The sequence below is a fragment of the Flavobacterium sp. SORGH_AS_0622 genome, from assembly GCF_030818825.1.
Taxonomy (GTDB): domain Bacteria; phylum Bacteroidota; class Bacteroidia; order Flavobacteriales; family Flavobacteriaceae; genus Flavobacterium.
Window position 1 is genome coordinate 1,515,971 of the sequence record NZ_JAUTAX010000001.1, and the last position, 24,983, is coordinate 1,540,953.

At 32.9% G+C, this 24,983-nt stretch carries 21 protein-coding genes and 2 pseudogenes; 9 read left to right on the forward strand and 14 right to left on the reverse strand.

Translation table 11 applies throughout. The annotated features are described in order from the left end of the window. Positions 1-86: 86 nt before the first annotated feature. Positions 87-2,882: an excinuclease ABC subunit UvrA gene (uvrA, locus tag QE431_RS06585; RefSeq protein ID WP_307300520.1), complete on the reverse strand. Its 2,796-nt coding sequence runs from the start codon at positions 2,880-2,882 to the stop codon at positions 87-89. Between the two features lie 541 nt (positions 2,883-3,423). Here uvrA and QE431_RS06590 point away from each other — a divergent pair. The 3 genes from QE431_RS06590 to QE431_RS06600 all read left to right on the forward strand — a co-directional run bounded on the left by QE431_RS06590 (position 3,424) and on the right by QE431_RS06600 (position 5,851). After that, the gene (locus QE431_RS06590; protein ID WP_057118765.1) at positions 3,424-4,008 is read left to right on the forward strand and encodes an RNA polymerase sigma factor; all 585 of its coding nucleotides are present in this window, start codon (positions 3,424-3,426) and stop codon (positions 4,006-4,008) included. Between the two features lie 50 nt (positions 4,009-4,058). Continuing rightward, complete coding sequence (locus QE431_RS06595; RefSeq protein WP_166669294.1) at positions 4,059-4,202, forward strand: hypothetical protein; 144 nt, start codon at positions 4,059-4,061, stop codon at positions 4,200-4,202. A gap of 584 nt (positions 4,203-4,786) precedes the next feature. Beyond that, positions 4,787-5,851 carry a lipopolysaccharide assembly protein LapB gene (locus QE431_RS06600; RefSeq protein WP_057118763.1) on the forward strand — a complete coding sequence of 355 codons (1,065 nt, stop codon included), beginning with the start codon at positions 4,787-4,789 and terminating at the stop codon, positions 5,849-5,851. 43 nt (positions 5,852-5,894) lie between these two features. On the opposite strand, the gene nth is transcribed toward QE431_RS06600, so the two are convergent. After that, positions 5,895-6,572 (reverse strand): endonuclease III, encoded by a 678-nt coding sequence (gene nth, locus QE431_RS06605; RefSeq protein ID WP_307294033.1) that lies wholly within the window; start codon positions 6,570-6,572, stop codon positions 5,895-5,897. Between the two features lie 119 nt (positions 6,573-6,691). Here nth and bcp point away from each other — a divergent pair, with 119 nt between their 5' ends. Continuing rightward, complete coding sequence (gene bcp / locus QE431_RS06610; protein ID WP_057118759.1) at positions 6,692-7,144, forward strand: thioredoxin-dependent thiol peroxidase; 453 nt, start codon at positions 6,692-6,694, stop codon at positions 7,142-7,144. 881 nt (positions 7,145-8,025) lie between these two features. Here bcp and QE431_RS06615 read toward each other — a convergent pair. Beyond that, a complete protein-coding gene (locus tag QE431_RS06615; RefSeq protein ID WP_057118757.1) occupies positions 8,026-9,486 on the reverse strand; it encodes a hypothetical protein in 1,461 nt (486 codons plus the stop codon). A gap of 90 nt (positions 9,487-9,576) precedes the next feature. Here QE431_RS06615 and QE431_RS06620 point away from each other — a divergent pair, with 90 nt between their 5' ends. The 3 genes from QE431_RS06620 to QE431_RS06630 are packed head-to-tail and all read left to right on the forward strand — an operon-like array spanning position 9,577 to position 11,328. After that, positions 9,577-10,341: an MBL fold metallo-hydrolase gene (locus tag QE431_RS06620; RefSeq protein ID WP_307294036.1), complete on the forward strand. Its 765-nt coding sequence runs from the start codon at positions 9,577-9,579 to the stop codon at positions 10,339-10,341. A gap of 12 nt (positions 10,342-10,353) precedes the next feature. Then, a complete protein-coding gene (locus QE431_RS06625) occupies positions 10,354-10,857 on the forward strand; it encodes a hypothetical protein (protein WP_057118752.1) in 504 nt (167 codons plus the stop codon). A 45-nt stretch (positions 10,858-10,902) separates the two neighbouring features. Then, the gene (locus QE431_RS06630; protein WP_307294038.1) at positions 10,903-11,328 is read left to right on the forward strand and encodes a hypothetical protein; all 426 of its coding nucleotides are present in this window, start codon (positions 10,903-10,905) and stop codon (positions 11,326-11,328) included. 73 nt (positions 11,329-11,401) lie between these two features. Here QE431_RS06630 and QE431_RS06635 read toward each other — a convergent pair whose 3' ends face one another. The 4 genes from QE431_RS06635 to QE431_RS06650 form a co-directional block, all read right to left on the reverse strand. Then, on the reverse strand, positions 11,402-12,046 hold the full coding sequence (locus tag QE431_RS06635; RefSeq protein ID WP_307294041.1) for an alpha/beta hydrolase: 645 nt from the start codon (positions 12,044-12,046) through the stop codon (positions 11,402-11,404). Positions 12,047-12,120: 74 nt separating this feature from the next. Continuing rightward, entirely contained in the window at positions 12,121-12,447 is a 327-nt protein-coding gene (locus QE431_RS06640; protein WP_057119856.1) for a hypothetical protein, read from the reverse strand. Positions 12,448-12,451: 4 nt separating this feature from the next. Continuing rightward, entirely contained in the window at positions 12,452-13,702 is a 1,251-nt protein-coding gene (locus QE431_RS06645; protein ID WP_307294044.1) for a dihydroorotase family protein, read from the reverse strand. Between the two features lie 70 nt (positions 13,703-13,772). Then, on the reverse strand, positions 13,773-15,701 hold the full coding sequence (locus QE431_RS06650; protein ID WP_307294047.1) for a BatA and WFA domain-containing protein: 1,929 nt from the start codon (positions 15,699-15,701) through the stop codon (positions 13,773-13,775). Between the two features lie 224 nt (positions 15,702-15,925). Here QE431_RS06650 and QE431_RS06655 point away from each other — a divergent pair, with 224 nt between their 5' ends. After that, entirely contained in the window at positions 15,926-17,038 is a 1,113-nt protein-coding gene (locus QE431_RS06655; RefSeq protein WP_307294050.1) for a lactonase family protein, read from the forward strand. A gap of 152 nt (positions 17,039-17,190) precedes the next feature. Here the strand turns inward: QE431_RS06655 and QE431_RS06660 are convergent, their stop codons facing one another. The 4 genes and pseudogenes from QE431_RS06660 to QE431_RS06675 all read right to left on the reverse strand — a co-directional run. Continuing rightward, positions 17,191-18,543: a DEAD/DEAH box helicase gene (locus tag QE431_RS06660; RefSeq protein ID WP_057118742.1), complete on the reverse strand. Its 1,353-nt coding sequence runs from the start codon at positions 18,541-18,543 to the stop codon at positions 17,191-17,193. Positions 18,544-18,656: 113 nt separating this feature from the next. Next, the gene (locus QE431_RS06665) at positions 18,657-19,421 is read right to left on the reverse strand and encodes a TIGR02757 family protein (protein WP_307294053.1); all 765 of its coding nucleotides are present in this window, start codon (positions 19,419-19,421) and stop codon (positions 18,657-18,659) included. Between the two features lie 115 nt (positions 19,422-19,536). After that, positions 19,537-19,986 (reverse strand): annotated as a pseudogene (locus tag QE431_RS06670) (ABC transporter ATP-binding protein); the annotation flags it as partial. A gap of 216 nt (positions 19,987-20,202) precedes the next feature. After that, positions 20,203-20,415 (reverse strand): annotated as a pseudogene (locus QE431_RS06675) (ATP-binding cassette domain-containing protein); the annotation flags it as partial. Between the two features lie 221 nt (positions 20,416-20,636). Between QE431_RS06675 and QE431_RS06680 the strand changes: the two are divergent. After that, positions 20,637-20,933 (forward strand): hypothetical protein, encoded by a 297-nt coding sequence (locus QE431_RS06680; protein ID WP_057118739.1) that lies wholly within the window; start codon positions 20,637-20,639, stop codon positions 20,931-20,933. Positions 20,934-20,954: 21 nt separating this feature from the next. Here QE431_RS06680 and QE431_RS06685 read toward each other — a convergent pair whose 3' ends face one another. The 3 genes from QE431_RS06685 to QE431_RS06695 form a co-directional block, all read right to left on the reverse strand. Next, the gene (locus QE431_RS06685; protein WP_307294057.1) at positions 20,955-23,735 is read right to left on the reverse strand and encodes a T9SS type A sorting domain-containing protein; all 2,781 of its coding nucleotides are present in this window, start codon (positions 23,733-23,735) and stop codon (positions 20,955-20,957) included. A gap of 365 nt (positions 23,736-24,100) precedes the next feature. Next, complete coding sequence (locus QE431_RS06690; protein WP_057118734.1) at positions 24,101-24,406, reverse strand: DUF6787 family protein; 306 nt, start codon at positions 24,404-24,406, stop codon at positions 24,101-24,103. 33 nt (positions 24,407-24,439) lie between these two features. After that, the gene (locus QE431_RS06695) at positions 24,440-24,877 is read right to left on the reverse strand and encodes a DUF6146 family protein (RefSeq protein ID WP_134140887.1); all 438 of its coding nucleotides are present in this window, start codon (positions 24,875-24,877) and stop codon (positions 24,440-24,442) included. Positions 24,878-24,983: the final 106 nt, after the last annotated feature.

The following is a 24,983-nucleotide window of genomic DNA, read 5'->3' on the forward strand; positions in this document are numbered from 1 at the left end:
CATTGAAAAAAACAAAAAAAATAAAAGCCATAAATACAACTTAATCAACTGTATTTATGGCTTAATTATTTTAGGAAATATTTCTCCTATAATTTATCTTTTAGATAAACTCCAGTAACTGATTCTTTTACTTTTACTATATCTTCTGGTGTTCCAGAAGCAAGAAGGTAACCACCATTTTCTCCACCTTCAGGACCTAAATCCAAAATCCAATCGGCACATTTAATTAGGTCAAGATTATGCTCGATTACAATAATAGAATGTCCTTTATCAATTAAGGCATCAAACGAAGCTAAAAGTTTTTTAATGTCATGAAAATGAAGACCAGTAGTTGGTTCATCAAAAACAAATAATGCCTTATCCTTTGTTGCTCCTTTTACTAAAAAAGAAGCTAATTTGATACGTTGTGCTTCACCTCCAGAAAGAGTAGAAGAAGATTGTCCTAATTGTACATATCCTAAACCAACATCTTGCAGCGGCTGTAATTTCTGCGTAATTTTAGATTGTTTATTTTTTTCGAAAAAAGCAATTGCATCATCAATAGTCATGGTTAGAATATCATTGATGTTTTGATTATCAAAAGTAACTTCCAATATTTCTTTTTTGAATCGTTTTCCGCCACAAGTTTCACATGGTAATGAAACATCGGCCATAAACACCATTTCGACGTTTATAGAGCCTTCTCCTTTACAAGTTTCGCATCGGCCTCCATCAACATTAAAAGAAAAATGTTTGGCCTGATATCCTCTTATTTTAGATAATTTCTCTTTTGCATATAAATCTCGAATATCATCATAAGCTTTAATATACGTTACAGGATTTGAACGTGAACTTCTCCCGATTGGATTCTGATCTACATATTCGATATGTTTGATTTGAGAAAACGAACCTGTAAGCTCAGTAAATTGACCAGCTTTTTCAGAAGCGCTTTCTAGTTTTTTCTGCATTGCCGGAAACAAAATCTTTTTGATCAAAGTACTTTTTCCACTTCCAGAAACTCCTGTAACAACAGTTAATACATCTAAAGGAAAAGTAACATTGATGTTTTTTAAATTGTTTTCGCGCGCTCCAACAATGTCAATATGATTTTTAAACTTCCTTCTTTTCTTAGGGACAGAAATTTCTAAATCTCCGTTGAGATATTTAGCGGTTAACGATTCAGATTTTAAAATTTCATCATAAGTTCCCTGTGCCACAAGATTTCCTCCAAAAGTTCCTGCTTCGGGACCAATATCAATAATCATATCAGCCGCTTTCATAATGTCTTCATCGTGCTCCACTACAATCACGGTGTTTCCTAAATCGCGAAGAGAAAGTAAAACTTTTATAAGACGTTCAGAATCTTTAGGATGAAGACCAATACTTGGTTCATCTAAAATATACATAGATCCAACTAAGCTGCTTCCTAGTGAAGTTGCAAGATTAATTCGCTGTGATTCACCACCAGAAAGTGTTGCTGAATTTCGGTTTAAAGTAAGATAATCTAATCCGACTTCGGTTAAGAATGACAAACGATTATTAATTTCAACCATTAAACGTTTTGCAATCTGCTGTTCGTAAACATTTAATTCGATGTTTTTAAAGAAAGTAACCAAATGTTTTATTGGCAAATCAACTAAATCAGAAACTGTTTTTCCGTTAATTTTTACGTAAGATGCTTCTTCGCGCAAGCGTTTTCCTTTACAAACATGGCATTTTGTTTTGCCACGGTAACGCGATAACATTACACGGTTTTGAATTTTATAATTCTTCTCTTCTAATTCTCTGAAGAAATCATTAAGCCCTTGAAAATATTGATTTCCTGTCCAGATTAAATCTTTTTGTTCATCAGTAAGTTGAAAATAAGGTTTGTGAATAGGGAAGTCAAACTTATAAGCATGTTTAACCAATTCATCTTTGTACCAGCTCATGCTATCGCCTCGCCAGGGATAAATGGCGCTTTCAAAAACTGATAAGGAAGTATTTGGAACAACCAAATCGGCATCAATACCAATAATATTTCCGTAACCTTCACAAACGGGACAAGCTCCGTAAGGATTGTTAAAGCTGAATAAGTGAACATTTGGCTCTAAGAAATTGATTCCGTCAAGTTCAAATTTATTCGAATAAGAAAATCTTTTATCAGAATTGAGTTCTTGTAAATAACAAATGCCTTTACCTTCAAAAAAAGCTGTTTGCACGGCATCCGAAAGGCGATTAAAAAACTCCTCTTCTTCCTTTACAATAATACGATCAATAACCAGCAGTATATCTTTGTTATCAAATTTATGAAGATCTGAAGGAGTAAATTCATCCAGACGAACCATTTCATTATCAACAAGAATACGAGCAAAACCTTGCTGCAGTAATACTTTTAATTTGTCTTCTAACTGTCTCCCTTCTTCAAGGTGAATAGGAGAGAGCAAAAGCCATTTACTGTCAATTGGCAGAGTTTTTACATCAGAGATAACATCTGTTACAGTATTTTTTTTGACTTCTTGTCCAGAAATAGGAGAGTATGTACGTCCAATTCTGGCAAACAAAAGTTTGATATAATCGTAAATTTCTGTTGATGTTCCAACAGTTGAACGGGCGTTGGTTGTATTTACTTTTTGTTCAATAGCAATTGCAGGGGCAATTCCTTTAATATATTCAACTTTAGGTTTGTCTAAACGACCTAAAAACTGTCGTGCATACGAAGATAAACTTTCGACGTAACGTCTTTGTCCTTCGGCATATAAAGTATCAAAAGCTAAACTCGATTTTCCTGATCCTGAAAGACCTGTAATCACAACAAGTTTGTTTCTCGGAATAACCACATCTACATTTTTTAGATTATGTACTTGTGCTCCTTTTATTATAATATTTGATTTTGGGTCTATTTTAGAAAGATCAATTTGCATAAAAAAGTCAATTTTTACAAAAGTAATCAATTTTGAATTGGATTTTGTTAAGGACATAGTTCCAAATTTTAACTATTTTACCATAATGTCAAAGCATTGCAAAACTCCTTTAAATAAAGGTGATTGGAGAAAATTGAGAATTATTTTTAACAATTAATTGAATTAAAACCGCTAAATAGAAAAAATATTTATATATTGGGATCAATTAATCAAGAAAAAAATTGTAATTTAAATCTGGTTTTAAGTTAAAATATAATCTTATTTAATTTATTGTAAGGTATTTACTTCTGTTTACAAAAGCAATTCATTTGTTTTTAATTTTGTAGATTTTTAGCCTTTTCAATGTAAATTTTAAGTTTATTTTACTTTAATAAATGTTTTACTAATAATTATTGGCAATTTAATTTGCTTTTTAAAATAATTATTTGTTAAATTTGGCCAAAATATTAACACAACTCAAAAAAGATTCGCCTATATAATAAAACTACTTTTTAGAAAAAATTACTCCAAATTTTAAAACAGAAACTAAAAAAGTAGTATTATGGCTGATCTGCATATTCCAGACGCTCTATTAGTTAAAAATTATGTTGACGGCAGTGAAGCTGCACTGGCAACATTAATAAAAAGGCATGAATCTAAGATATATGGTTTTATATATTCTAAGATCGCTGATAGAGATATTTCAAATGATATTTTTCAAGATACATTTATTAAAGTTATTAAAACTTTAAAAAGCAATTCTTATAACGAAGAGGGTAAATTCCTTCCTTGGGTAATGCGTATTTCACATAACTTGATTGTGGATCATTTTCGCAAAACCAAAAAAATGCCAATGTATAGAGAAACAGAAGAGTTCTCTATTTTTTCGATAATGTCAGATGATGCTTTGACTATTGAAGGCAAAATGATTGTGGACCAAGTTGAGATTGATTTAAAAAAACTTATTGAAGAACTTCCAGAAGATCAAAAAGAGGTGTTGGTAATGCGTATGTATCAAGATATGAGCTTTAAAGAAATCTCTGAGATTACAGGCGTAAGTATCAATACTGCATTAGGAAGAATGCGTTATGCTCTAATGAATTTGAGAAAAATAATTGATAAACATCAAATTATTTTAACCAACTAATACTATTTTGGAAATTAGCTCGTTATACTAGTATAAAACATTTTTACAGTATGGCGAAAATTTACTCAAAAAAAGCATTAGCTTCAAAAAATCTTAAACCTAAAAAAGAAGTCGTTTCTTTCTTATTGAATTATTCTCAAGCCTTGACTGTGGTTAAGATTGAAGAAAAAACTTTTGAGATTATAGCTAATTAAACACCCCGCTGCTCCTGTCGGATGTTTATTAAAATAAAACCAAATGGTCGTTTTGGTTGAAAAGCTCACTATTCGTATGTAGATACAAATAGTGAGTTTTTTTTATGTGAAATAATGAAGTAATTTGTTTGCTTACAGATTGCATTATACAAGTGTAAATTTTTTATAAGTATTTTATATCACTTTTTAACAGTTTTGTTAAAATTTAATATTTTGACCCGATTTTATATGTTTATTTAATTTTTAATTTTATTTTAGTTAAAAACTAATTTTATATTCATTAAAAATGAATTTTTGAAGTATTTTTCGTATTGAAACATTTGCTTCAATTTATAATTTAAAATATCAATTAATTAAAAATTAAATACTTAACCCAAAACCAGATTAAATATGAAGAAAAACTACCCTGCTTTATTTTGTTAAGTTTATTGGCTTTTGATTTTTGAGCAGAGAATATTTGAGCCAGAAAATATTTTTTGCCAGAATAGTTCAGATAATTTTTAAACCAATTTAATTATCTGCTAAAAACTATCTATCAATAATAAACATGAAAATCATTTAATCAACCAAAACTTAACCGCAAAATGAAAGAGAAATTTAGAGTGCTGTCATGCCTTCTTATGATAAGCATTGGCGTATTTGCCCAAAAAGAACGAATTAAAGAAGCGCAATCTTTGTATGATAAAGGAAAAAGCGAGGAATCTTTAGCTATTTTAAACAAAACAGAATATCTTATTTTAAATGCTCCAGATGAAGATAAATCTGATTTTTACTTCTTAAAAGGAAATGTCTTAAAAGATTTAGCTATAAAAAATATTGATGCAGCCAATAATTTTACAATGGCAGCACAAGCTTATCAAGATGTATTTTTATACGAGAACGAATCAGGTAAATTTAAATCTACTGTTAAAGCTAATATGGCATTAAAAGATATGAAAGCCAGTCTTGTAAATGGCGCAATGGAAGATTTTAAAGCTGGTAAATTTAAAGAAAGTGCTGAGAAAAGTTATAAGGTATACTTATTTGATAAAAAAGATACCCTGAATTTAGTAAATGCAGCAGCCTCTTCTATAAATGCTAAAGATTACAACTCTGCAATCACTTATTACGAATTACTGAAAAAGATTAATTTTTCTGGAAAAGGAGTTTTATATTACGCGACAAACAAGAAGACAAAAGAAGAAGATGTTTTTATTTCGCCAAAAGCAAGAGAATCAGCTATTCAGCAAGGACTTTATGAAAAACCAAGAACAGAATCAGTTCCTTCTAAAAAAATAGAAGTTAATAATAACTTAGCATATGCTTATCTTGAAAACAAAGATTACCCAAAAGCAGAGGCGGTTTATAACTATGTTTTAGAGTTAAATCCGAATTATGTTGATGCGTATATAAATTTGGCTTACTTAAAATTGCAGATGAAAAAAGATTTAGCTGAAGAAATTTCATCCCTAGGAACTTCTCCTGCAGAAATGCAGAAATATGATAAGCTAAATGCTAGAAAAGATGATATTACAAGAAGTGCAATCCCGTATCTGAAAAAGGTTCTGACTTTAGAACCTAAGAATCCAGATGCCACAAAGACATTACTAGGTGTTTATCGATCTCTTGATATGACAGCAGAATATAATGCCTTAAAAGCGGGAATGTAGTTTTTTAAGGTATAAAGTTACAAAGAAGCAAAGGCACAAAGTTTTATTTTGTGCCTTGTTTTTTATAAGGTTTTGGATTTTCCATTTCTTCAATGATAGATTTCTTTCCGATTGTTTTTGTGATGATATCTTTTTCTAAACTCCATCCTCTGGCAGGCGAATATTCGCGTCCGTACCAAATAATCTGCAGATGCAAGTCATTCCATAATTCTCTTGGAAATAGTCTTTTAGCATCTTTTTCCGTTTGCGCCACATTTTTTCCGTTCGATAAGTTCCATCTGTACATTAATCGATGAATATGGGTGTCTACAGGAAAAGCAGGAACTCCAAAAGCTTGAGACATAACAACACTTGCTGTTTTGTGGCCGACTGCTGGTAAAGCTTCAAGTGCTTCAAAACTTTGTGGAACCTCTCCGTTATATTTCTCAATTAAAATTTCTGATAATCCGTGAATTCCTTTTGACTTCATTGGAGACAAACCACACGGACGAATAATTTCTTTGATTTCTTCCACAGACATTTTAACCATGTCATACGGATTGTCAGCTTTTGCGAATAATATGGGAGTAATTTGATTTACACGCACATCGGTACATTGAGCAGAAAGCAAAACAGCGATTAAAAGTGTATAAGCATCTTTGTGATCTAGCGGGACAGGTATAGTAGGGTAGAGTTCTTTTAACGTATTTATAACAAATTGTACGCGAGCTTCTTTATTCATTTCCGTAATTTTAATCCCGTAAAAATAATGAATTCTAAGTTATAGTTAAGAGTTACAGGTTATAAGTTATCTTTGATTTTTAATCTAAATTCTAAAATCAACAATCTAAAATAAGAAATATGACAACATTAAAAGCAGGAGATAAAGCGCCAAGTTTTTCGGGAGTAGATCAAGATGGAAAAGCGCATAAACTGGCAGATTATGCTGGAAAAAAATTAGTGGTTTTCTTTTATCCAAAAGCAAGTACGCCAGGATGTACAGCTGAAGCATGTGATTTGAGAGATAATTTTGAGCGTTTTAAAGCTAATAATTATGAACTTTTAGGTGTTAGTGCCGATAGTCAGAAAGCACAGTCTAAATTTAAAGATAAATACGAGTTTCCTTTTCCATTAATTGCAGACGAAGACAAATCGGTTATTAATGCATTTGGAGTTTGGGGGCCGAAAAAATTCATGGGAAAAGAATATGACGGAATCCACAGAACAACTTTCGTAATTGACGAAAAAGGAATTATTGAAGAAGTAATAGAAAATGTAAAAACAAAAGAGCACGCCTCTCAGATTTTGAAGTAAATTTTTTGTTTCAGGTTTTCTTTGTTTCAGGTTTCATGTTAATTTTGGCGTGTGAATTTTTTAACGCAAAGCACGCTAAGTTTTTTATTTTATCTGTGGCGTTTATAAACACAAAGTTCGCAAAGCTAATTCAACACAAAGCTTTGCGGACTTTGCGTTTTTCTAAAACCCAGCTTATTGAAAAAATCTTAGTGTGCTCTGTGGTAAATTTTATTTCAAGTTTTTCATAAGGCAAATCCTAATCAACACAAAGCTTTGCGAACTTTGTGTTTTTCTAAAACCTAGCTTATCAAAGAATCTTAGTGCCCTCTGTAGTAAAATTTTATTTCAAGTTTTATCTGGCAAAGTTCAATCAACACAAAGCTTTGCGAACTTTGTGTTTTTTTCTAAAACCTAGCTTATCAAAGAATCTTAGTGTGCTCTGTAAAATTTTATTTCAAGTTTTATCTGGCAAAGTTCAATCAACACAAAGCTTTGCGAACTTTGTGTTTTTCTAAAACCTAGCTTATCAAAGAATCTTAGTGTGCTCTGTAGTAAAATTTTATTTCAAGTTTTATCTGGCAAAGTTCAATGAACACAAAGCTTTGCGAACTTTGTGTTTTTCTAAAACCTAGCTTATCAAAGAATCTTAGTGTGCTCTGTGGTAAATTTTTTATTTCAAGTTTTTCATCTGGCAAAGTTCAATCAACACAAAGCTTTGCGAACTTTATGTTTTTCTAAAACCTAGCTTATCAAAAAATCTTAGCGTGCTTTGCGTTAAAAAATTAAACCGCAAGATCAATATGAAACTTAAAAAAAGTTTTTCACCCTGAGCGAAGTCGAAGGGCACGCGTTAAAAACAAAAAAAGTCCCAAAAAGAAATTTCATTTTGGGACTTTTTATTAAGCATTTTGTTCAAGCTCTTTTTGCGGATGATATCCAAAAAGATGATGCTCCTTTATAATTTCGGCAACACCAGAAGGAAGCATTGGTTCCCAGCCGGTTTTTCCTTGTCCGATCATTTTTAGTACTTCACGAGAGAATACATTCAATATATTTGGGTTATAATCCTTAATGTCAACAACTTTACCGTTGAATTTAAAGAATTTGTACAATTCTTTCATTCTAGGATGAACTTTTAGGTTATCAGAAGTTATAATTTCACCATTATCGCCGAGCATTGGGTATAAGAATACTTTCATATCACGATAGAATAGTTTTCCGAAAGCTTCCAAAATTCCACCACTTAAATGACGATAGTATTTCTCATCAAAAATATCAACAAGGTTGTTTACACCCATTGCCAATCCCATTCGGGCTTTGGTATAATTAGAAAAATACTCAACCACTTTATAATATTCCTGAAAATTAGAAATCATAACAGTTTGGCCAAGCGAACAAAGTAATTCGGCTCTGTCCATAAAATCCCTTTCATCAATCTCACCGTCTGAACGTAAGTTTGAAAGTGTAATTTCAAAAATAACAAGTGTATTATTTTTTTCAACTTTACTCTCTTCGAGAAACATTTTTAATGATTTCTCATACATGTCAAGATTTACGTTTGTAACCGGACGAAAACTTCCTCTAAAAGCAAGAAGATTTTTTTTGTATAAAACAGCTGCTGGTAAAACATTCTTTCCGTCTGGATTAAACATTACGGCATCTGTCATTCCGTTTTTAACCAATTGCAAACTCATCAAACGATTATCGACATCGGCGAAACGAGGTCCAGAAAAGTTGATAGTATCGATTTCTAATTGGTCTTTGTCTAAGTGATCGTATAAGTAACGAAGTAATCGTTTTGGATCGTTGTATTTGTAAAAAGCACCGTAAATTAAGTTTACACCTAAAATTCCTAGTGTTTCTTGTTGCAGTCTAGCGTCAGTCTCTTTAAAACGAATGTGAAGAATAATTTCGTTATAAGCTTCGTCTGGTTCAATTTGGTATCGAATTCCAACCCAGCCGTGACCTTTAAATTGTTTAGCAAAATCTATTGTGGCTACAGTATTGGCGTAACTAAAGAAAAGTTTTGTTGGGTGTTTTTCTCTGCTTAAACGCTCTTCGATGATCTGTCCTTCATGGGTAAGCATTTTTTTCAAACGCTCTTCAGTCACATATCGTCCATCGCTTTCCACTCCATAAACCGCATCACTAAAATCTTTATCATAGGCAGACATTGCTTTTGCAATTGTTCCCGATGAACCTCCGGATCTGAAAAAATGTCTAACAGTCTCTTGTCCAGCACCAATTTCAGCAAATGTTCCGTAAATATTTTCGTTTAAATTAATACGTAAAGCTTTGTCTTTTATAGAAGGAATCTGTTCGATGACCTTGTCACCCTTGAGTTTTATTTCTGTACCCATTTTATTTTAAATAGATTTGTTACAAAGTTAGTAAATTAGGCTTCTAATGAAAGAGAATTAATCCTATTTTTGTAAAAAAATTAAGTTCAATTGAAGGTTTATTTTTTAGGTACAGGTACTTCTCAAGGCATTCCGATTATCGGGATCGATCATCCAGTTTGTAAAAGCACTGATGCTAAGGATAAAAGGCTTCGTGTATCCATCTGGATTACATGGGGCGAGCATTCTTATGTCATCGATTGCGGACCAGATTTTAGACAGCAAATGCTTTCCTGCGGCTGTAGAAAACTCGACGCAATTCTATTTACTCACGAGCACGCAGACCACACTGCTGGTTTAGACGATATACGTCCGTTTAATTTTAGGCAGGGAGAAATTCCTATTTACGGTCATCAACGCGTTTTAGATAATCTAAGACGTCGTTTCGATTATGTTTTCGAAACAGTAAACAAATATCCTGGAGCTCCAAGCGTTAAAACAATCGAAGTGCAAAATAATGCGCCTTTTGCAATTGGAGATAAAATGGCAGTGCCAATAAATGCTATGCATGGCGATTTGCAGGTTTTTGGATACAGAGTAGATGATTTTGCATACTTAACAGATGTAAAAACAATCGAACAAGCTGAAATTGATAAACTGAAAGGCTTGAAAGTATTGGTTGTAAATGCTTTAAGAGTTGAACCTCATGATACGCATTTTAACTTGCAGGAAGCGCTAGATTTTATTAATCTCGTTAAACCCGAAAAAGCTTATTTAACGCATATTAGCCACGTTTTAGGTTTTCATGAAGAAGTTCAAAAGAAACTTCCTGAAAACGTTTTTCTGGCTTACGACAATTTAGAAATTACAATTTAATTATACCACAAAATGAAAAAATCCTTAATGCTTTATCTTCTGATTTTAGCCGTTTTAATGAATGTCTTTACTTATGCTTTTTACAATAGTGAAGTAAAATTTGCAGAAAATAGATACGATAAAACAACTAAGAAACTAAGAGACAGCATCAATCTAGTAAAAACAAAATTGGCCGAAGCTGATTATTTTTCTCTAGAACATAATGAAAATGCTCAAAATTACTTTGACAACAGTGCTTCTGGCGGAAAAGTAATTTTGTATGAAAAACTGATTCCAGTTGTTACGGAGAAATTATTAGATTTCAACGCAAATCCAAAAGGGAATCCGTATACAGGTCAAGATCAGATTGGTCCGAATAAATTTATCATCAATAAAGTGAAAATTTTAAACCACAGATGGATTATTGCTGATTATAGTAATGGTGAATTATGGGGAGAAGTCTTGTTAAAATATTTTGTTGATAATGATGATAATATTACTTTTGAAGTAAATCAAACTTGGTTATATCAAAAATAGGATTTTATAATCCTATTTTTTTTGACCTTTAAATAAATTAGGATTATGAAAAAGATGTTTTTGTTTTTGATTATGGCGAGCGCGTTTTCCTGCGCCAAAAAAGTTTCTCAGGAAAATGTAAATACAACTCCAAAAGAGCCGGTGAAAGAGACTGTTGTGGGAGCAGATGCCGATTCTCACGGTTGTAAAGCTTCTGCTGGATATAGTTGGTCAACTCTTAAAAAAGAATGTATCCGAATTTTTGAAGGAACAAAACTGTCACATTATGATGATGGTAAAACATACACTACTGCATCATACGTAATTTTCGATGGAAACAAAGCTGAACTTTTTCTAGACACTCAAAAAGAATCCATCATTTTAGAAAGAAAATCTGAAGGCGATTCTTGGGTTAACGGCGATTGGCAGTTAATTCCTTGGAAAGGTTATGTTTTAAAGAAAGGAGAGAAGATTCTTTATACAGGAGAATAAAGTTTACAGTATTCAGTCGCAGTTTACAGTTTGTTGAGACTGAAAACTGCGACTGAAAACTGAAAACTGAAAACTACAAACCCAGCCAATTCTTAAAATCAAAAAAATTCTGCGGAGCAACTCCGTGACCAACAGGATATTCTTTATAAGTAACTGGGATATTTAGTTTTTCTAAAATTGCTGGAGTTTTTCTAGCCCATTCAATCGGAATAACCTGATCTACAGTTCCGTGAGAGGCGAATATTTTAAGGTTTTTAAAATCGTTATTTTCAAAACCTTCTTTGATGATTTCTTCATTAAAATAACCACTCATTGCCACTACTCTCTGAATTTTTTCTGGATAAGAAAGTGCTGTTGCATAACTTAAAATAGATCCTTGGCTAAATCCAATTAGAGTTACGTTGTTAGCGTCAATTGGGTAATTTGCAACCAATTCGTCAATAAATTTTGCAATTAAATCTCTTGAAGTTTTTGCTTGTTCGTTATCCGAAAATTTATTCTGATCGGCATCAAAATTAATTGCGTACCAAGCGTATGCTCCATATTGTAAATCGTAAGGCGCTCTGGCAGAAATTATGTAATAGTTGTCTGGAAGTTCAGAAGCGAATGAAAATAAATCAGCTTCATTACTTCCGTATCCGTGCAATAAAAGCAATAACGGATTTTTATCTAAAATTACTTTTGGTTCTTGTATTTTATATTCTAAAGATATATTCATATTTTAATTGTGAATTGTGAATTGTGAATTTTCCGAATTTGGAATTTGGAATTTTTTAATTGAAATTTAAAAAATTAGCCAATCTTTTTAAACCATTTTTGAAATAATTCTCCAACTAACGGAATTGGTTTTGTTTGTCCCTGAATGGCAGTAAAAATACCGAAAGTCCACAAAATTGAAATACAAATCCACATTGGGAAAGTAATAAAAAAGCTGTCGAAATTGCTGATTATTGCGCCCAATGAAATAAAGGTTAAAGACAATCCTAAAGCCTGACGGATATGAAAAGAAGCAAAACTATTTTTGTTTTCAGAATTCATGCTCATGGCGATCAAAACACCAATGATTAGAATGTAACTGGTAATGGCAATTGATTTTCCTTCTTCGACTGAATTATTCATTTTATTATTTTGTAACAAGTTGATTTTGATTTAAAATTCCGTAAACAGAGCCTTTAAGTTCAGTTCCCAAAAAAGCAGAATTTTTAGATTTTGAAAGAATGTTTTCTTTCGTAAAAGTTGATTTTCCTTCTGGAGTAAATAAGGTGAAATTTGCTTTTGCACCTTCTTCGATTGTATTGTTTTCAAGACCAAAAAGCGTCCTTCCAGAAGTCAATTTTGCAATAACAGTTTCTAATGGTAAAACAGTTAATAAAGCTCCAAAAGCGCTTTCTAAACCGATAGTTCCGTTTTTAGCTGTGTCAAATTCCATTTTCTTGAATTCAATGTCAATCGGATTATGGTCAGATGTTATTGTGTCTATAGTTCCGTCAGCAATTCCATTTAATAAAGCTTGTCTGTCTACTTCAGTCCTTAAAGGAGGCGTAACTTTAAAGCGAGTATCAAATCCGTCCAGTTTTTCATCTGTTAAAACCAAATGATGTACAGATGCGCTGCAAGTTACATTTAGTCCTTTAGCTTTAGCTTCTCTAATTAATTCAACCGATTTTGCTGTAGAAATGGTCGGGATATGAAGTTTTCCGCCAGTATATTCCAATAAAAATAAGTTTCTTGAAATCTGCAGTTCTTCGGCTAAGTTTGGAATTCCTTTTAAACCTAATCTTGTAGAAACAATTCCTTCATTCGCAACACCATTTCCTTTAATATTAGGATCTTGCGAGTAAGCAATTACCAAGCCATCAAAATCTTGTACATATTGTAAAGCGATTTTAAGGATATTTGCGTTGTCAATACTTTTGTTGTAATCTCCAAAAGCGATAGCGCCGGCATTTTTCATATCAAAAAGTTCTGCCATATCTTTTCCTTCACTTGCTTTAGTTAATGCTCCAATTGGGAAAATTTCTGTTGCAAAACCATTTGCTTTATTTTTCACAAAGCTTACCTGAGACTGATTGTCAATAACTGGTAAAGAGTTAGGCTGAAGTGCAATTGCGGTAAAACCGCTTTTTGCGGCAACATTTAAACCGTTTGCAATGGTTTCTCTGTCTTCGTAACCTGGTTCTCCTAGTGAAACACTGCTGTCAAACCAGCCCTGCGAAACGTGAAGGTCATCGAAACGTACAATTTCTGCATCATCGTTTGGAAGTGAAACGCCTATTTTTTCTATTAAACCATCTGCAATTAAAAGATCAACGGTCTGATTGTGAAACGGACTTTTTGAGTCGATAATTTTGGCGCTTTTGATGATTATTTTCATATTGTAGATATTTTTTTGTCGTAAGATGATTTTTGTAAAAAGTTGAATGCCTTTAAAACAAACTCGAATTCTATTTTACAAATTTTATAATTGCCATTTCTAGTGCTAAAAATAACAGTGCAAAGATAACAAACCATTTCCAAATTTGGCTGTCAGTTCGTTCAGTTTGTAAGGTATTAAAAATGGTCGAAATGGTATCGGCGGTTTTAAAGTCAGAAACTACATTTGTGTTTACCTGACTCAAATCGCTTTCCGTTCGTTTGTAATTAAAACTAATATTTTCAACCCATTCTTTTTTATCGAAAACACCGTAATTACCAGCAGTTTCAGGAAAATCATTAAAGGTTAATTTTACTTTATTGTTCAATATCTGCTGAATCGGAATAAAAGAATCTTCGTTTCCTTTTACTTCCAAAATCGCGTCTTTAGTCAATAAAACATCCACAAAATAAGGTTGATTATTTCCGATTGTCAATGCGTTAACTCCAGTTTTTTGATTGTTCTGAGCGATTTTATAAAATAACGGAACAATTAAAGGTGATTGCTGAAAATTTGAATTTGTACTATTTATTGGTGCTGTAAAAACCGTTATTCCAGAAACCTGATTTTTAACAGAAGTTACAAAAGGTGTCTGATCTTCAAAGGAAAGGACAGCAGGATATGAACTTGAAACGGCAAATGCACTATTTACTTTTGGATATTGAAAATTCGTTATTTTGTTCTCAAAAACTCCTGAAAATAACGGATGATCAAAATTAATTTTAGTGATTAATTTACTGTTGGTTTCTAAATTACTGAATTGAACTTTTCCAAAATTACTCAGCAAAGTATTCAAATTAGCAATTGAACTCTTCTCAGAAGGAATTACAACCAAATTACCGCCTTTAGAAACAAAAGCTTTTAAAGTAGTCTGCAAAGCCTGCGGAATTTCATTCAATTCGTTTAAAATAATCGTATTTTGTTTCTCTAAACTATTGTAATCTAAAGAACTAATCGAATAATTGTGGTAATTGAATTCGCCTGGAGTATAAATTCTAGATAAGAAATTACTTTTTTCAGGTTCGCCGATACTGATAACGTTTGTTTTTTTGTTTTTAGAAATGCTGAAAAACAATTTGTTATCATACGTTAAGCCGTTATCTTCGATCGTTACATATCCGTGAAAAGCTTCTTTTGGAATCGTAAAATTGATTTTCTTTTTCTTAGTGTCAAAATTGATAATCGTTTTGGCAATCAATTTATTTTGGTTGTACAAAGCAGTCGAAACCGGTTTAAAATCTTCGCCGTAAGCTGATAAATTAATTCCGATTTCATAGAAATTCTCCAAAGTTTGATTGATGTAAACGCTGTCGATCGAAACGTTATTTTTTTGTTCTGCTTCTGGAACTATGAAATATGGTTTTTCTTCAAAATTTACAGTTGCAACATCTTTTTCTTTTAAACCTACAGCATCTGTAATGATTACAATGTCTTTTTTATGTGCAGATTTGTGTGCTTTAATTTTTGCAGTTATTGCCGAAAGGTCAAACGGTGCTGCACTGTATTTTAGGTTTTGTAAAGCACTTTTAGAAGATTTAATATCGGTATTCCAGAAATTTTCGGTGTTAGTTGATAAAGAAAATGGAGTGTTTTCTGGAGTGTTTTCAAGCAATTCCTGAACAGCTCTTTTTAATAATTCGCCTTTTTTTCCTTTTGCCTGCATACTAAACGAATTGTCTAAAACAATATACATTTCGTTTGAAGCATTTTTGCTGTCGACTGCCTGAAAAAAAGGCTGTGCAAAAGCTAAAATTATGAAAGTCAGTAGTAATAAGCGCGTAGCCAATAAAAGTCGCTTTTTAATTTTAGAACTTTTACGTGTTTGAATTGCAAGTTCTTTTAAGAATCGAACATTGGTAAAAAAAGAGGTTTTAAAACGTCTTAATTGAAATAAGTGAACCAAAATTGGAACGATCAATAAAAACAGAAAGTATAGAATTTCGGGATGTTTAAAATGCATTCTGGCTTCGATTTACTTCACTACGTTTTGTTTTTCGCGAAGATGCTGGTCAAAAATACGAATTAAAAATTATTTAAACCCTATAAGTTTATGTAAGAGATTAACTATTGCTGGATAAACTTTATGGAGTTCGAAAAATGTAACTTTTGCCATTTCTTTTGTAACAAAGAAACTATTTCAAAACGATTTTATTGCTTATTTTAGCTGATTCAAAAAAACAAACTATGAAAAAAATATATTTATTTTTATTTTCAGCTTTATCACTGACCACGGTAAAAGCTCAAAATAAATTCAACTTATTGGTTGGAACTTACACAAATACCTGCCAAAGCAACGGAATTTATGTTTATGAATTTGATGCTTCTTCCGGCGGTTTAAAATTAAAGAATTCTTCAGAAAATGTTATTAGTCCAAGTTATTTATCGGTTTCTGCTGATAATAAATTTATCTATGCTGTAAACGAAAACGGAACTCAAAGTGCTGTCAGTTCTTTTAGTTATAATTCGGCTTCGGGAAAAATAAAGTTATTAAATACAAATGCCTCTTTAGGTGCAGATCCATGTCATTTAATTAATGATGATAAAAATGTAATTGTTGCTAATTATTCTGGCGGAAACATTGTCGTTTTTAAGAAAAAGCCAAATGGAAGTCTTACTGAAGTGCAGCAAATAATTCAGCATGAAGGAAAAGGCCCAAATGCAGCGCGTCAGGAAAAAGCGCACGTGCATATGGTGGTTTTTTCTCCAGATAAAAAATTCGTTCTGTCTAATGATTTAGGTTTAGATAAAGTATTTATTTATAAGTACAATCCGAATTCTACAAACGAAATGCTGACGCTTAAAGGTAGTGTTGATGTAAAGAAAGGAAGCGGACCAAGACATTTGACTTTTAGTAAAGATGGTAAATTTGTGTATTTGGTTCAGGAATTGGACGGAACTTTAACGACTTTTAGTTATGATAAAACTGGAAATCTAAAACTAATTGCCGAAACAAGCATTCTTCCAAAAGGTTTTACTGGCGGAACAGGCGCAGCGGCAATCAAAATTTCTCCAGACGGAAACTTTTTATATGTTTCTGATCGTGTAGACGCAAACTCTATTTCGGTTTATAAAATCCTTAAAACAGGAGCCATTGAATTGGTAGAGCAGCAAAGCACTTTAGGAAAAGGTCCAAGAGATTTCGCTATTGACCCAACAGGAAATTACCTTTTAGTTGGACATCAATATACAAATGATATCATTATTTTTAAAAGAGACAAAAAAACTGGAAAAATCACAGACACTGGAAAAAGAATCGAGTTGTGTTCGCCGGTTGGATTGGTTTTTACTAAAATATAGCTTTTTTTAAGGGACAAAGGCTCAGAGATGCAAAGGTTCAAAGGCAAAAAAGGCTCAAAAATAAACTTTATTTTTGAGCCTTTTTTTATATTTAAAAATAGCAAAACCTCTGAAGCTTTGCCTCTTTGAACCTTTGTAACTTTTAAGAAAATCTATTTATCCTTATCTTTTCTCTTCTTATCTCTAGTCTTCAGCATATTTCTGTTAACAGAACCATGTGTTTTCTTTTTTGTTTTTGAAGGGCCTCCAAGATTGACTTTTTTGTTCTTTTTCGATTTTTCATGAAAAGCACCATCACCGTCTAATTTTGGTTTTTTCATTAAAAACTTAATTGGCTGTCTGTCTTTTTCAGGTTCTATTAATTTAGATGAAATCTCAACTTCTTCTGGGAAATCAGCGATTTTAAGTTCCTGATTCATTAAAACTTCGGCTTCGATTTTAAATTCTTCTTCACGTGGTGTAACAAAACTGATCGCTGTTCCTGTTGCATCAGCACGACCAGTACGCCCAATTCTATGCATGTAAAGTTCAGGTAATTCTGGAAGTTCGAAGTTTATAACGTGAGAGATATTAGAAATGTCCAAACCTCTCGCCATAATATCGGTAGTAATTAATCCGCGTAGATTTCCTTCCTGAAACTCTGCCATCGTACTTAAACGATAATTCTGCGATTTATTAGAGTGAATTACTCCAAACTGACCTTCAAACATTTCTTCAATACGAGTATGAAGCATGTCTGAAATCTTTTTATTATTAACGAAAATCAGAATACGTTCCATGCTTTCGTCCGTCTCTAGTAAATGCTTTAAAAGATTTACTTTGGTATTAAAGTTTGGAACATTATATGTAATCTGTGTAATTTTTTCTAACGGAGTTCCAGAAGCAGCTAAAGTAACTTCTTCAGGAAAATCAAAATAATCATTTAAAATCGCATCAACTTCGTCTGTCATTGTTGCAGAGAATAAAATATTTTGACGTTTTGGTTTCATCATTGCCAAAAGAGCTGTCAATTGCGCGCGGAAACCTAAATTCAACATTTCGTCAAATTCATCAATAACCAGTTTTTGAGTTTCGTCAAAACGAACTACAGCATCCAGAGCCAAATCCATTGTACGACCTGGAGTTCCCACTAAAATATCGACACCTTCGTAAACGGCTTTCTTTTGTGTGTTAATGTTTACGCCTCCGTAAATTCCTAAAGTTTTAACCGACATGTATTTAGTCAGTTTTTCAACTTCTTCTACAACCTGAACTACTAATTCTCTGGTTGGAACAAGAACTACAATTTTAGGTGTATTGGTGTTGGTAAATTTGTATAACTTTAGAAGCGGCAGTAAATAAGCAAGTGTTTTACCTGTTCCGGTTTGCGCAATTCCCATCATATCTCGCCCAGAAGTAATCACTGAAAAAGATTTTTCCTGAATAGGAGTTGGTGTAACAAACCCTAAATCGTCTATAGCTTTTTGTACTGATTTTGGAAGATTAAATTTTTCGAAAGTGCTCATTTGCTTTAAATTTTGTGCAAATGTACGTTAAATTCACGGTTTTTTGTTGAATTTGTAATTTTTGATGTCTTATTACCATCTTGAATGTCAGCCTGACATACAGATTTAAAATTTTAAAACCCTTCAAAAACTCCCAATCCAAACAAAGCAAAGTCATATTTTACAGGATCTTGCGCATCCATTTCTCTTAATTTTGTATCTAATTCTAGTAAAGCTTTTGCGTCGTTTTGCTTTCGCGAAAGAATTTCAAGTTTGCGCGCAACGTTCCCAGAATGTACATCAAGCGGACAGGATAGTGCGGCAGGAGAAATACTTTTCCAGATTCCTAAATCAACGCCTTTTGTATCTTGACGAACCATCCAGCGCAGATACATGTTAATTCTTTTGGCAGCCGAATTGTTTAAGGGATCTGAAATGTGTTTCTGCGTTCTCGCTAAATGATCGATCTCAAAGAATATTTTTTTGAATTCGTGAATACTTTTCTGCAGACTATTTTCTTGTTGGTTTTTAGCAAAAACAGCTTCAAGTCCGTTGTGGTTTTTATAAATATGCTTTAAACCTTTTATAAAACCAGAAAAATCACTTCCGTTAAAAGTTCGATGGACGAAAGTTTCAAGTCTGGCCAAATCTTCATCAGAATGTGACATGACGAAATCATAAGGTGTATTGCCCATTAATTCCATCATTTTATGCGAATTCTTAATAATCATTTTGCGATTTCCCCAAGCGATAGATGCGCTTAAAAAACCAGCAATTTCAATATCTTCTTTTTGGCTGAAAAGATGTGGAATCTGTACAGGATCGCTTTCGATAAAATCCTGATTATTATATTGAATGACTTTTTCGTCAAGAAATTCTTTGAGTTCTTTTTTATTCATTTTTAAATGAAATGTTCTTGTTATTCGAGTGCCCTAGCCCTGATAGAAGTGAAAATCCTTTTATGACGCTTCTTTAGCGGCATAAAAGATTGAAACGGATAGCAGGAAATAGCTCCTAATTACTAATTAAGCCATCGACCATTATCAATTTTCTATCAGCCATATTAGCCAATTCTTCGTTATGGGTTACGATCACAAAAGTCTGTCCGAATTCGTCTCGAAGCTGAAAAAATAATTGATGCAGGTTTTCTGCAGAATGCGTGTCTAGATTTCCAGAAGGTTCATCGGCAAAAATAACATCTGGTTTATTGATCAACGCTCTTGCAACGGCCACACGCTGTTGTTCTCCGCCAGAAAGTTCGCTTGGCTTATGATTAATTCTGTGTGAAAGTCTTAAATAAGTAAGCAGTTTTTTAGCTTCGGCTTCGGTTTCTGAAGTTTTTTTTCCGGCGATATAAGCTGGAATACAAACGTTTTCTAGAGCTGTAAACTCGGGTAAAAGCTGATGAAACTGGAAAATAAAACCAAGGTTTAAATTTCTAAAATCGGATAATGTTTTGTCTTGTCTGCTTTTCTTTTTGAAATATCTGTTATAATAAACGAGCATTGAAAATATTGGCAGAAAAAGGACTCCAACCACTACTAATCTAAGTGTGTCATCAAAAACTTTAGTTCTGAAAAACATCAAATAAACGGCTAGAACAACAATATAAAGAGAGCCAGCCCAAGTAATGATTTTAAATGTCTTCTCTTGTTTTGAATTATCGTTTTTGAGATCTTGTAATTCCAGTACATTTTTACCATTAATAGTTAATGAGGAATCTGGGTTATGATCTGGTTTGTCTAAAGTTCCTAAAATCTGCAGTAAAGTCGTTTTCCCCGCACCTGAAGCACCAACGATCGAAACAATTTCGCCTTTTTTAATATGTAAATCGACTCCTTTTAAAACTTCAAGTTTGTCGTAGAATTTATGTATGTTTTTTGCGTGTATCATTTAGAAAACTCTTTTTACAAAGAAACGAAGATTATGTATAGAATCAAATTTCAATGTCTTAAATTCCAAATTCCAATTTAATACCATTAAAGATCGGATTTAAATCTAAAATAAAAGGTACGTTTATTGATATGGGAATTGTGGAAATTAAATACGAAAAAGAAATAACAGAGTTTAATGGTTTATTTTTAATTTCGAATAAACTTCAAATACAGATCAAAATGCAAGATTTAAATGTTGTTGAAGATAACAGAACGTCCAAATTAATAATCGGTTTAATTTTGGATGCTATTGGTATGGTTTCATTTTCGATACCGCTTGTGGGCGAATTTTCGGATGTGATTTGGGCGCCAATTGCTGCTTTTATTATGACTAGAATGTATAAAGGACGCGTAGGAAGGGTGGCAAGTATTTTGACTTTTGTAGAAGAAATTATACCTTTTACGGATGTAATTCCTTCTTTTACATTAACATGGATTTATACTTATTTCTTTCAAAAAAATAAAGACGGCTTATAAAACCGTCTTTAATCATGTCTTTTATTGAACAATTATTTTTTTGATGTATTGTGTTTTCTTTGTTTGAGGATTAACAACTTTAATTAGAAACATTCCTTTTGAATATAAATGAATTGTTTCGGCTGTATTGGTTCTAATTTTTTGTTGTACTAACTCTTTTCCAGCAATATCATAGATTTTAAGATCGGCAGTTTCTGTTTCTTGATTGTTAATAAAGACGGAAAAAGAGCCACTGCTTGGAACAGGCCATACCTTAAAAGAGTTGCTTTTTGTTTCTTTAATAACTTCGTCAGTACCTAAAGTTAAACTTTGCCCGCTTATAATATTTACCTTTCGCTTCATAGTGCCGCCTTCAGAATCGGTAACTGTAAATTCAAAAGAGCATAATCCGTTGGCTGCTGGTGAAAATGCAACTGTATCAGTATTAAGTACAGCATTTCCGTTCACAACATTTGAAATAGCATACGAAACACCACTTGTAAATCCTCTTGATAATTTTTGAATATTGATGTCAATTTTTGTTCCTTCTGGAGATTCATAATGTGGTAAAGACATCCATTGCAGGTATTTGTCAAGATTTGTGTATCCATCTAAATCGTTATCAGCATTTGCATCTGAAAAATCAGCAATTGCAGAGTTTACATTAGTTCCAATAATTGTTTCCCACCAATTTGGAAGTCCGTCTTGATCAGTATCCCAATTTGCATCTCTATTTACAATTGGGTAAATTTCAAATCCTCCAACATCAGCTTCGTTATCTGGAAATCCAGGTTTTCCAGTTACGCTTCCAACAGCAGAGTAGGTTCCGTTTAAAGTTTCTGTGATAATTCTTTGATCATGCTCGTCAAATTCTGGCTGTGTGCATCCCACATCCGACAGTACAATTTTATAAGCATTTTTGGCAGATTGCGTAGTTACATAAGAAGGAAAAAAGGGTGTGTTGACAAAATTTTCATATGTAACAGTATTTCCTGAAGCTTTTCTTCCTGCAGTTTGATTGCTTTCGTCGAAATACCCGGGCATTACATTTCCGTTAAAATAACATTGCTGCATTCCAGTTCCAACGCCTTCATTCTGTTGATTAAATGCTACAAATATTTTTGAGCCTGCGCCTGGTTTGTAATAGTTGTTTACAAAATTTACTTCTTTGGTTCCACCGTCGGTTGTTCTGCTTCCCCAATTGTAGACAACATTATTTGTGATGTCCATTCGGCCCGTATATGCACCGCTTCCGTCTAAGCCACCGCCAAGACTCCAGTTACGACCGTAGCAGTGTGCCAGTAAATTATGGTGAAAACTACCAATATCTCCACCAATTGTAGCTGCATAACCATGTTCTGTTCCTGTTGGATAATTTTGATGATTGGCTGCGTTTAGAGCTTCAGAAATAAGTGTTTTTTGCAGTGTTATATTTTTTCCTGATCGAGAGCTGAAAGATTCATCAATTGTCCAGCTGATGGAACAATGATCAATAATGCTATTGTCAGCACCAGTTAATCCCATTCCGTCAAAAGTTGGTCCAGCGCCAAGTCGAACTCTTAGATTTTGGACTACGGCATCATTTCCAGTAACTCCAAAAGGAGCAGAGCGAATGCAAATACCTTTGCCAGGCGCGGTTTGTCCTGCAACTGTAACGTAAGGCTGACTTAAAACAAGACGAGATTGTAGTTGGATAATTCCAGATGTGTTAAATATGATAGTTCTTGGTCCAATATCATTTGTAACAGCTTCACGGAAACTTCCAGGCCCGCTGTCGTTTAGATTGGTTACGGCAACTATTTTTCCGCCTCGTCCGCCTCTTGCAAAACGACCATATCCCTCAGCTTCTGGAAATGCAAGCTGTGCTGGACGAAAACGCCAAGTATTTCCTTTCTCAACTCCATTTGCAAGAACCTCATCTATACGCCAATAATAAGTAGCTCCTGTATATAGTCCGTTTACTTGATAAGAAGTGTTAGCTAAAGCTTGATTTCCTTTGTATTCTGGTGAAGATGTGGTAGCATTATCTACAGACGCTTGATCTGTACCGAAATAAATATTGTGAGAAACCGCATTTGCCGCCGCTGTCCACTGCAGTAATTTACCGCCAGAGGTTAATTCAACATGTTCGTCATTTTGTTTCGGATTTGGATTTGTGGCCTGATAAAAAATATTAGGCGTATTAAGTTCAAAACCGTTAAGCATAATATTTTTAATATTTTCTGTACCTGAGGTTTCTGCAGCAATTAAAATCACAACATCTGTGCCTGTTACAGCTTGAAATTTTAAATAAGTAGATTTGGCATCGGCAGTTTTAAGAGCTCTTACAGACGGAATTAAATTATCGACAACCAAATTTCCATTAATAGAAATATCAATTGGGCTAAAGTTATTTCCAGACGGACTGTCTACAGCATTAAAAAACGCTAAAAAGGAATGTTCGCCAGTTGTTAATCCGCTTATTTTAAGTTCTATCTGTGCTCCTAGATTTGCAGTTGTTCCTTTTACAGTTAGACCATCGCTCACTAATCTGGCATAGTATGGAGCTTGTATTCCTGCTTTGTACCAGTTTGTTCCTAGAGCATCTCCTTTGTCTCCAACTCTGGTTACAGTAAATGTAACTCCATTTTCTGTATAAGTGCTGGTATTTCCAGAGGCTATTACCCAAGTTGTGTAATCTGGATCGTTTACTTCGGCTTTAGGTCTTCCAGATTGATCAAAGTCAATTTTGACGATTGGATTTTGGGCAAAAATTAAAGTCATCGGCGCAATGAGGCAGGTTATGGCCGATATCACGGAGAGTTTTAAGTAATTTTTCAGCATGTCAATGGTGGTTTGGTTAGTAAGTAAAATAATCTTAGTTAGAAAATAATTTTAAACAACTGATTATCAGGTTTAAAAAACGGTTTTCACTATTGTAAAGATTATTATTACTTTAAAACAAACTATCCTGCACCATCCTGTTCTGTATGCTGTTTTCGTAGTAAATTAATACAAAAAAAACGGATTATACTTTTTTTATATCAATTTTTCACATTGTTTATATTAGGTAAATAAAGGGATTGAGTAAAAATGAATTGGTTTGAGAGAAAAAGATTTCCTTGATTTGAAGAAATTAAAATAAATAAAATATTGTGATTAAGAATAGGTCTTAACCAGAACGGTTTGTTTTAAAAGAAATAATTAAATTAATCTTTAAAAAGAAATCCAAGCCCCATTCTTTTGAGCATTTTCTTTTCGAAATTCCAGAAGAAACGGAATTGACCAAATAAGGTTCCTATGGCAACTAATAAAACTTGGTAAATAGGAAAAATGATTAATAAACGGATTAAAGTAAACCAAACAGCCCCGAAATCTTCTTTATAAATTCCGATCCAGTCGCAGAAAGGTCTAGAAATCCATGCAGATGCTGATCCAGTGATAGCAAAAACAATAAATATGATTATGGCTTGTAGGTTGGATGTGATTCCCCAGCGTTTTTTAAGTCTGTCCATTATTTATTTATAACCATTACAAATATACTAACATTATCTTTGCGGAACATACCCCGCGAGCTTTTGTTTGTAAGTATTTTGAAAATAAATCATATAGTTATAAATTAAATAATTCACTTCGTATCCATAACGAATCTGCGGTTGGTAATCTATAGTCATTTCGTATAAATTCGGATTGTAACGATTGGGTTGTGAAGCTCTAATATTCCATTCTACCACATATTGGTAGTTTTTATTTTCGAGGTAATTTAAAGTGTAATAATGTCTGGGAAGCGCACGTGAATTTAACCAGGTATTGAAACCATTATCTATAATTATTACTTCGTATTCTAAAGAATCGTTTGCAATTCTAACAGTATCATTTCCCTTTTTGTTTACTGCATTATTATTGCTCGCAATATTATTCTGCGAAGCTGTTGAACAAGCAATTACTGTTAATACTACAATCAATATGGAAACGCATTTTTTCATGATTTAAATTTACGAATTTTTTTTAAGGTTCAGAGGAACAAATGTTTAAAGTAACAAAGGTTTAACTTCTTACTTAGAAAAATAAAAACTGATTACAATTTGCAAT

Excerpts from the sequence above, each read along its gene's own strand:
- QE431_RS06595 (WP_166669294.1), top strand. The coding sequence starts at position 4,059 with ATGGCGAAAATTTACTCAAAAAAAGCATTAGCTTCAAAAAATCTTAAA.
- QE431_RS06655 (WP_307294050.1), top strand. The coding sequence starts at position 15,926 with ATGAAAAAAATATATTTATTTTTATTTTCAGCTTTATCACTGACCACG.
- QE431_RS06650 (WP_307294047.1), bottom strand. The coding sequence starts at position 15,701 with ATGCATTTTAAACATCCCGAAATTCTATACTTTCTGTTTTTATTGATC.
- QE431_RS06600 (WP_057118763.1), top strand. The coding sequence starts at position 4,787 with ATGAAAGAGAAATTTAGAGTGCTGTCATGCCTTCTTATGATAAGCATT.
- QE431_RS06685 (WP_307294057.1), bottom strand. The coding sequence starts at position 23,735 with ATGCTGAAAAATTACTTAAAACTCTCCGTGATATCGGCCATAACCTGC.
- QE431_RS06695 (WP_134140887.1), bottom strand. The coding sequence starts at position 24,877 with ATGAAAAAATGCGTTTCCATATTGATTGTAGTATTAACAGTAATTGCT.
- QE431_RS06630 (WP_307294038.1), top strand. The coding sequence starts at position 10,903 with ATGAAAAAGATGTTTTTGTTTTTGATTATGGCGAGCGCGTTTTCCTGC.
- QE431_RS06690 (WP_057118734.1), bottom strand. The coding sequence starts at position 24,406 with ATGGACAGACTTAAAAAACGCTGGGGAATCACATCCAACCTACAAGCC.
- QE431_RS06665 (WP_307294053.1), bottom strand. The coding sequence starts at position 19,421 with ATGAATAAAAAAGAACTCAAAGAATTTCTTGACGAAAAAGTCATTCAA.
- QE431_RS06645 (WP_307294044.1), bottom strand. The coding sequence starts at position 13,702 with ATGAAAATAATCATCAAAAGCGCCAAAATTATCGACTCAAAAAGTCCG.
- QE431_RS06680 (WP_057118739.1), top strand. The coding sequence starts at position 20,637 with ATGCAAGATTTAAATGTTGTTGAAGATAACAGAACGTCCAAATTAATA.
- bcp (WP_057118759.1), top strand. The coding sequence starts at position 6,692 with ATGACAACATTAAAAGCAGGAGATAAAGCGCCAAGTTTTTCGGGAGTA.
- QE431_RS06660 (WP_057118742.1), bottom strand. The coding sequence starts at position 18,543 with ATGAGCACTTTCGAAAAATTTAATCTTCCAAAATCAGTACAAAAAGCT.
- QE431_RS06615 (WP_057118757.1), bottom strand. The coding sequence starts at position 9,486 with ATGGGTACAGAAATAAAACTCAAGGGTGACAAGGTCATCGAACAGATT.
- uvrA (WP_307300520.1), bottom strand. The coding sequence starts at position 2,882 with ATGCAAATTGATCTTTCTAAAATAGACCCAAAATCAAATATTATAATA.
- nth (WP_307294033.1), bottom strand. The coding sequence starts at position 6,572 with ATGAATAAAGAAGCTCGCGTACAATTTGTTATAAATACGTTAAAAGAA.
- QE431_RS06640 (WP_057119856.1), bottom strand. The coding sequence starts at position 12,447 with ATGAATAATTCAGTCGAAGAAGGAAAATCAATTGCCATTACCAGTTAC.
- QE431_RS06590 (WP_057118765.1), top strand. The coding sequence starts at position 3,424 with ATGGCTGATCTGCATATTCCAGACGCTCTATTAGTTAAAAATTATGTT.
- QE431_RS06635 (WP_307294041.1), bottom strand. The coding sequence starts at position 12,046 with ATGAATATATCTTTAGAATATAAAATACAAGAACCAAAAGTAATTTTA.
- QE431_RS06625 (WP_057118752.1), top strand. The coding sequence starts at position 10,354 with ATGAAAAAATCCTTAATGCTTTATCTTCTGATTTTAGCCGTTTTAATG.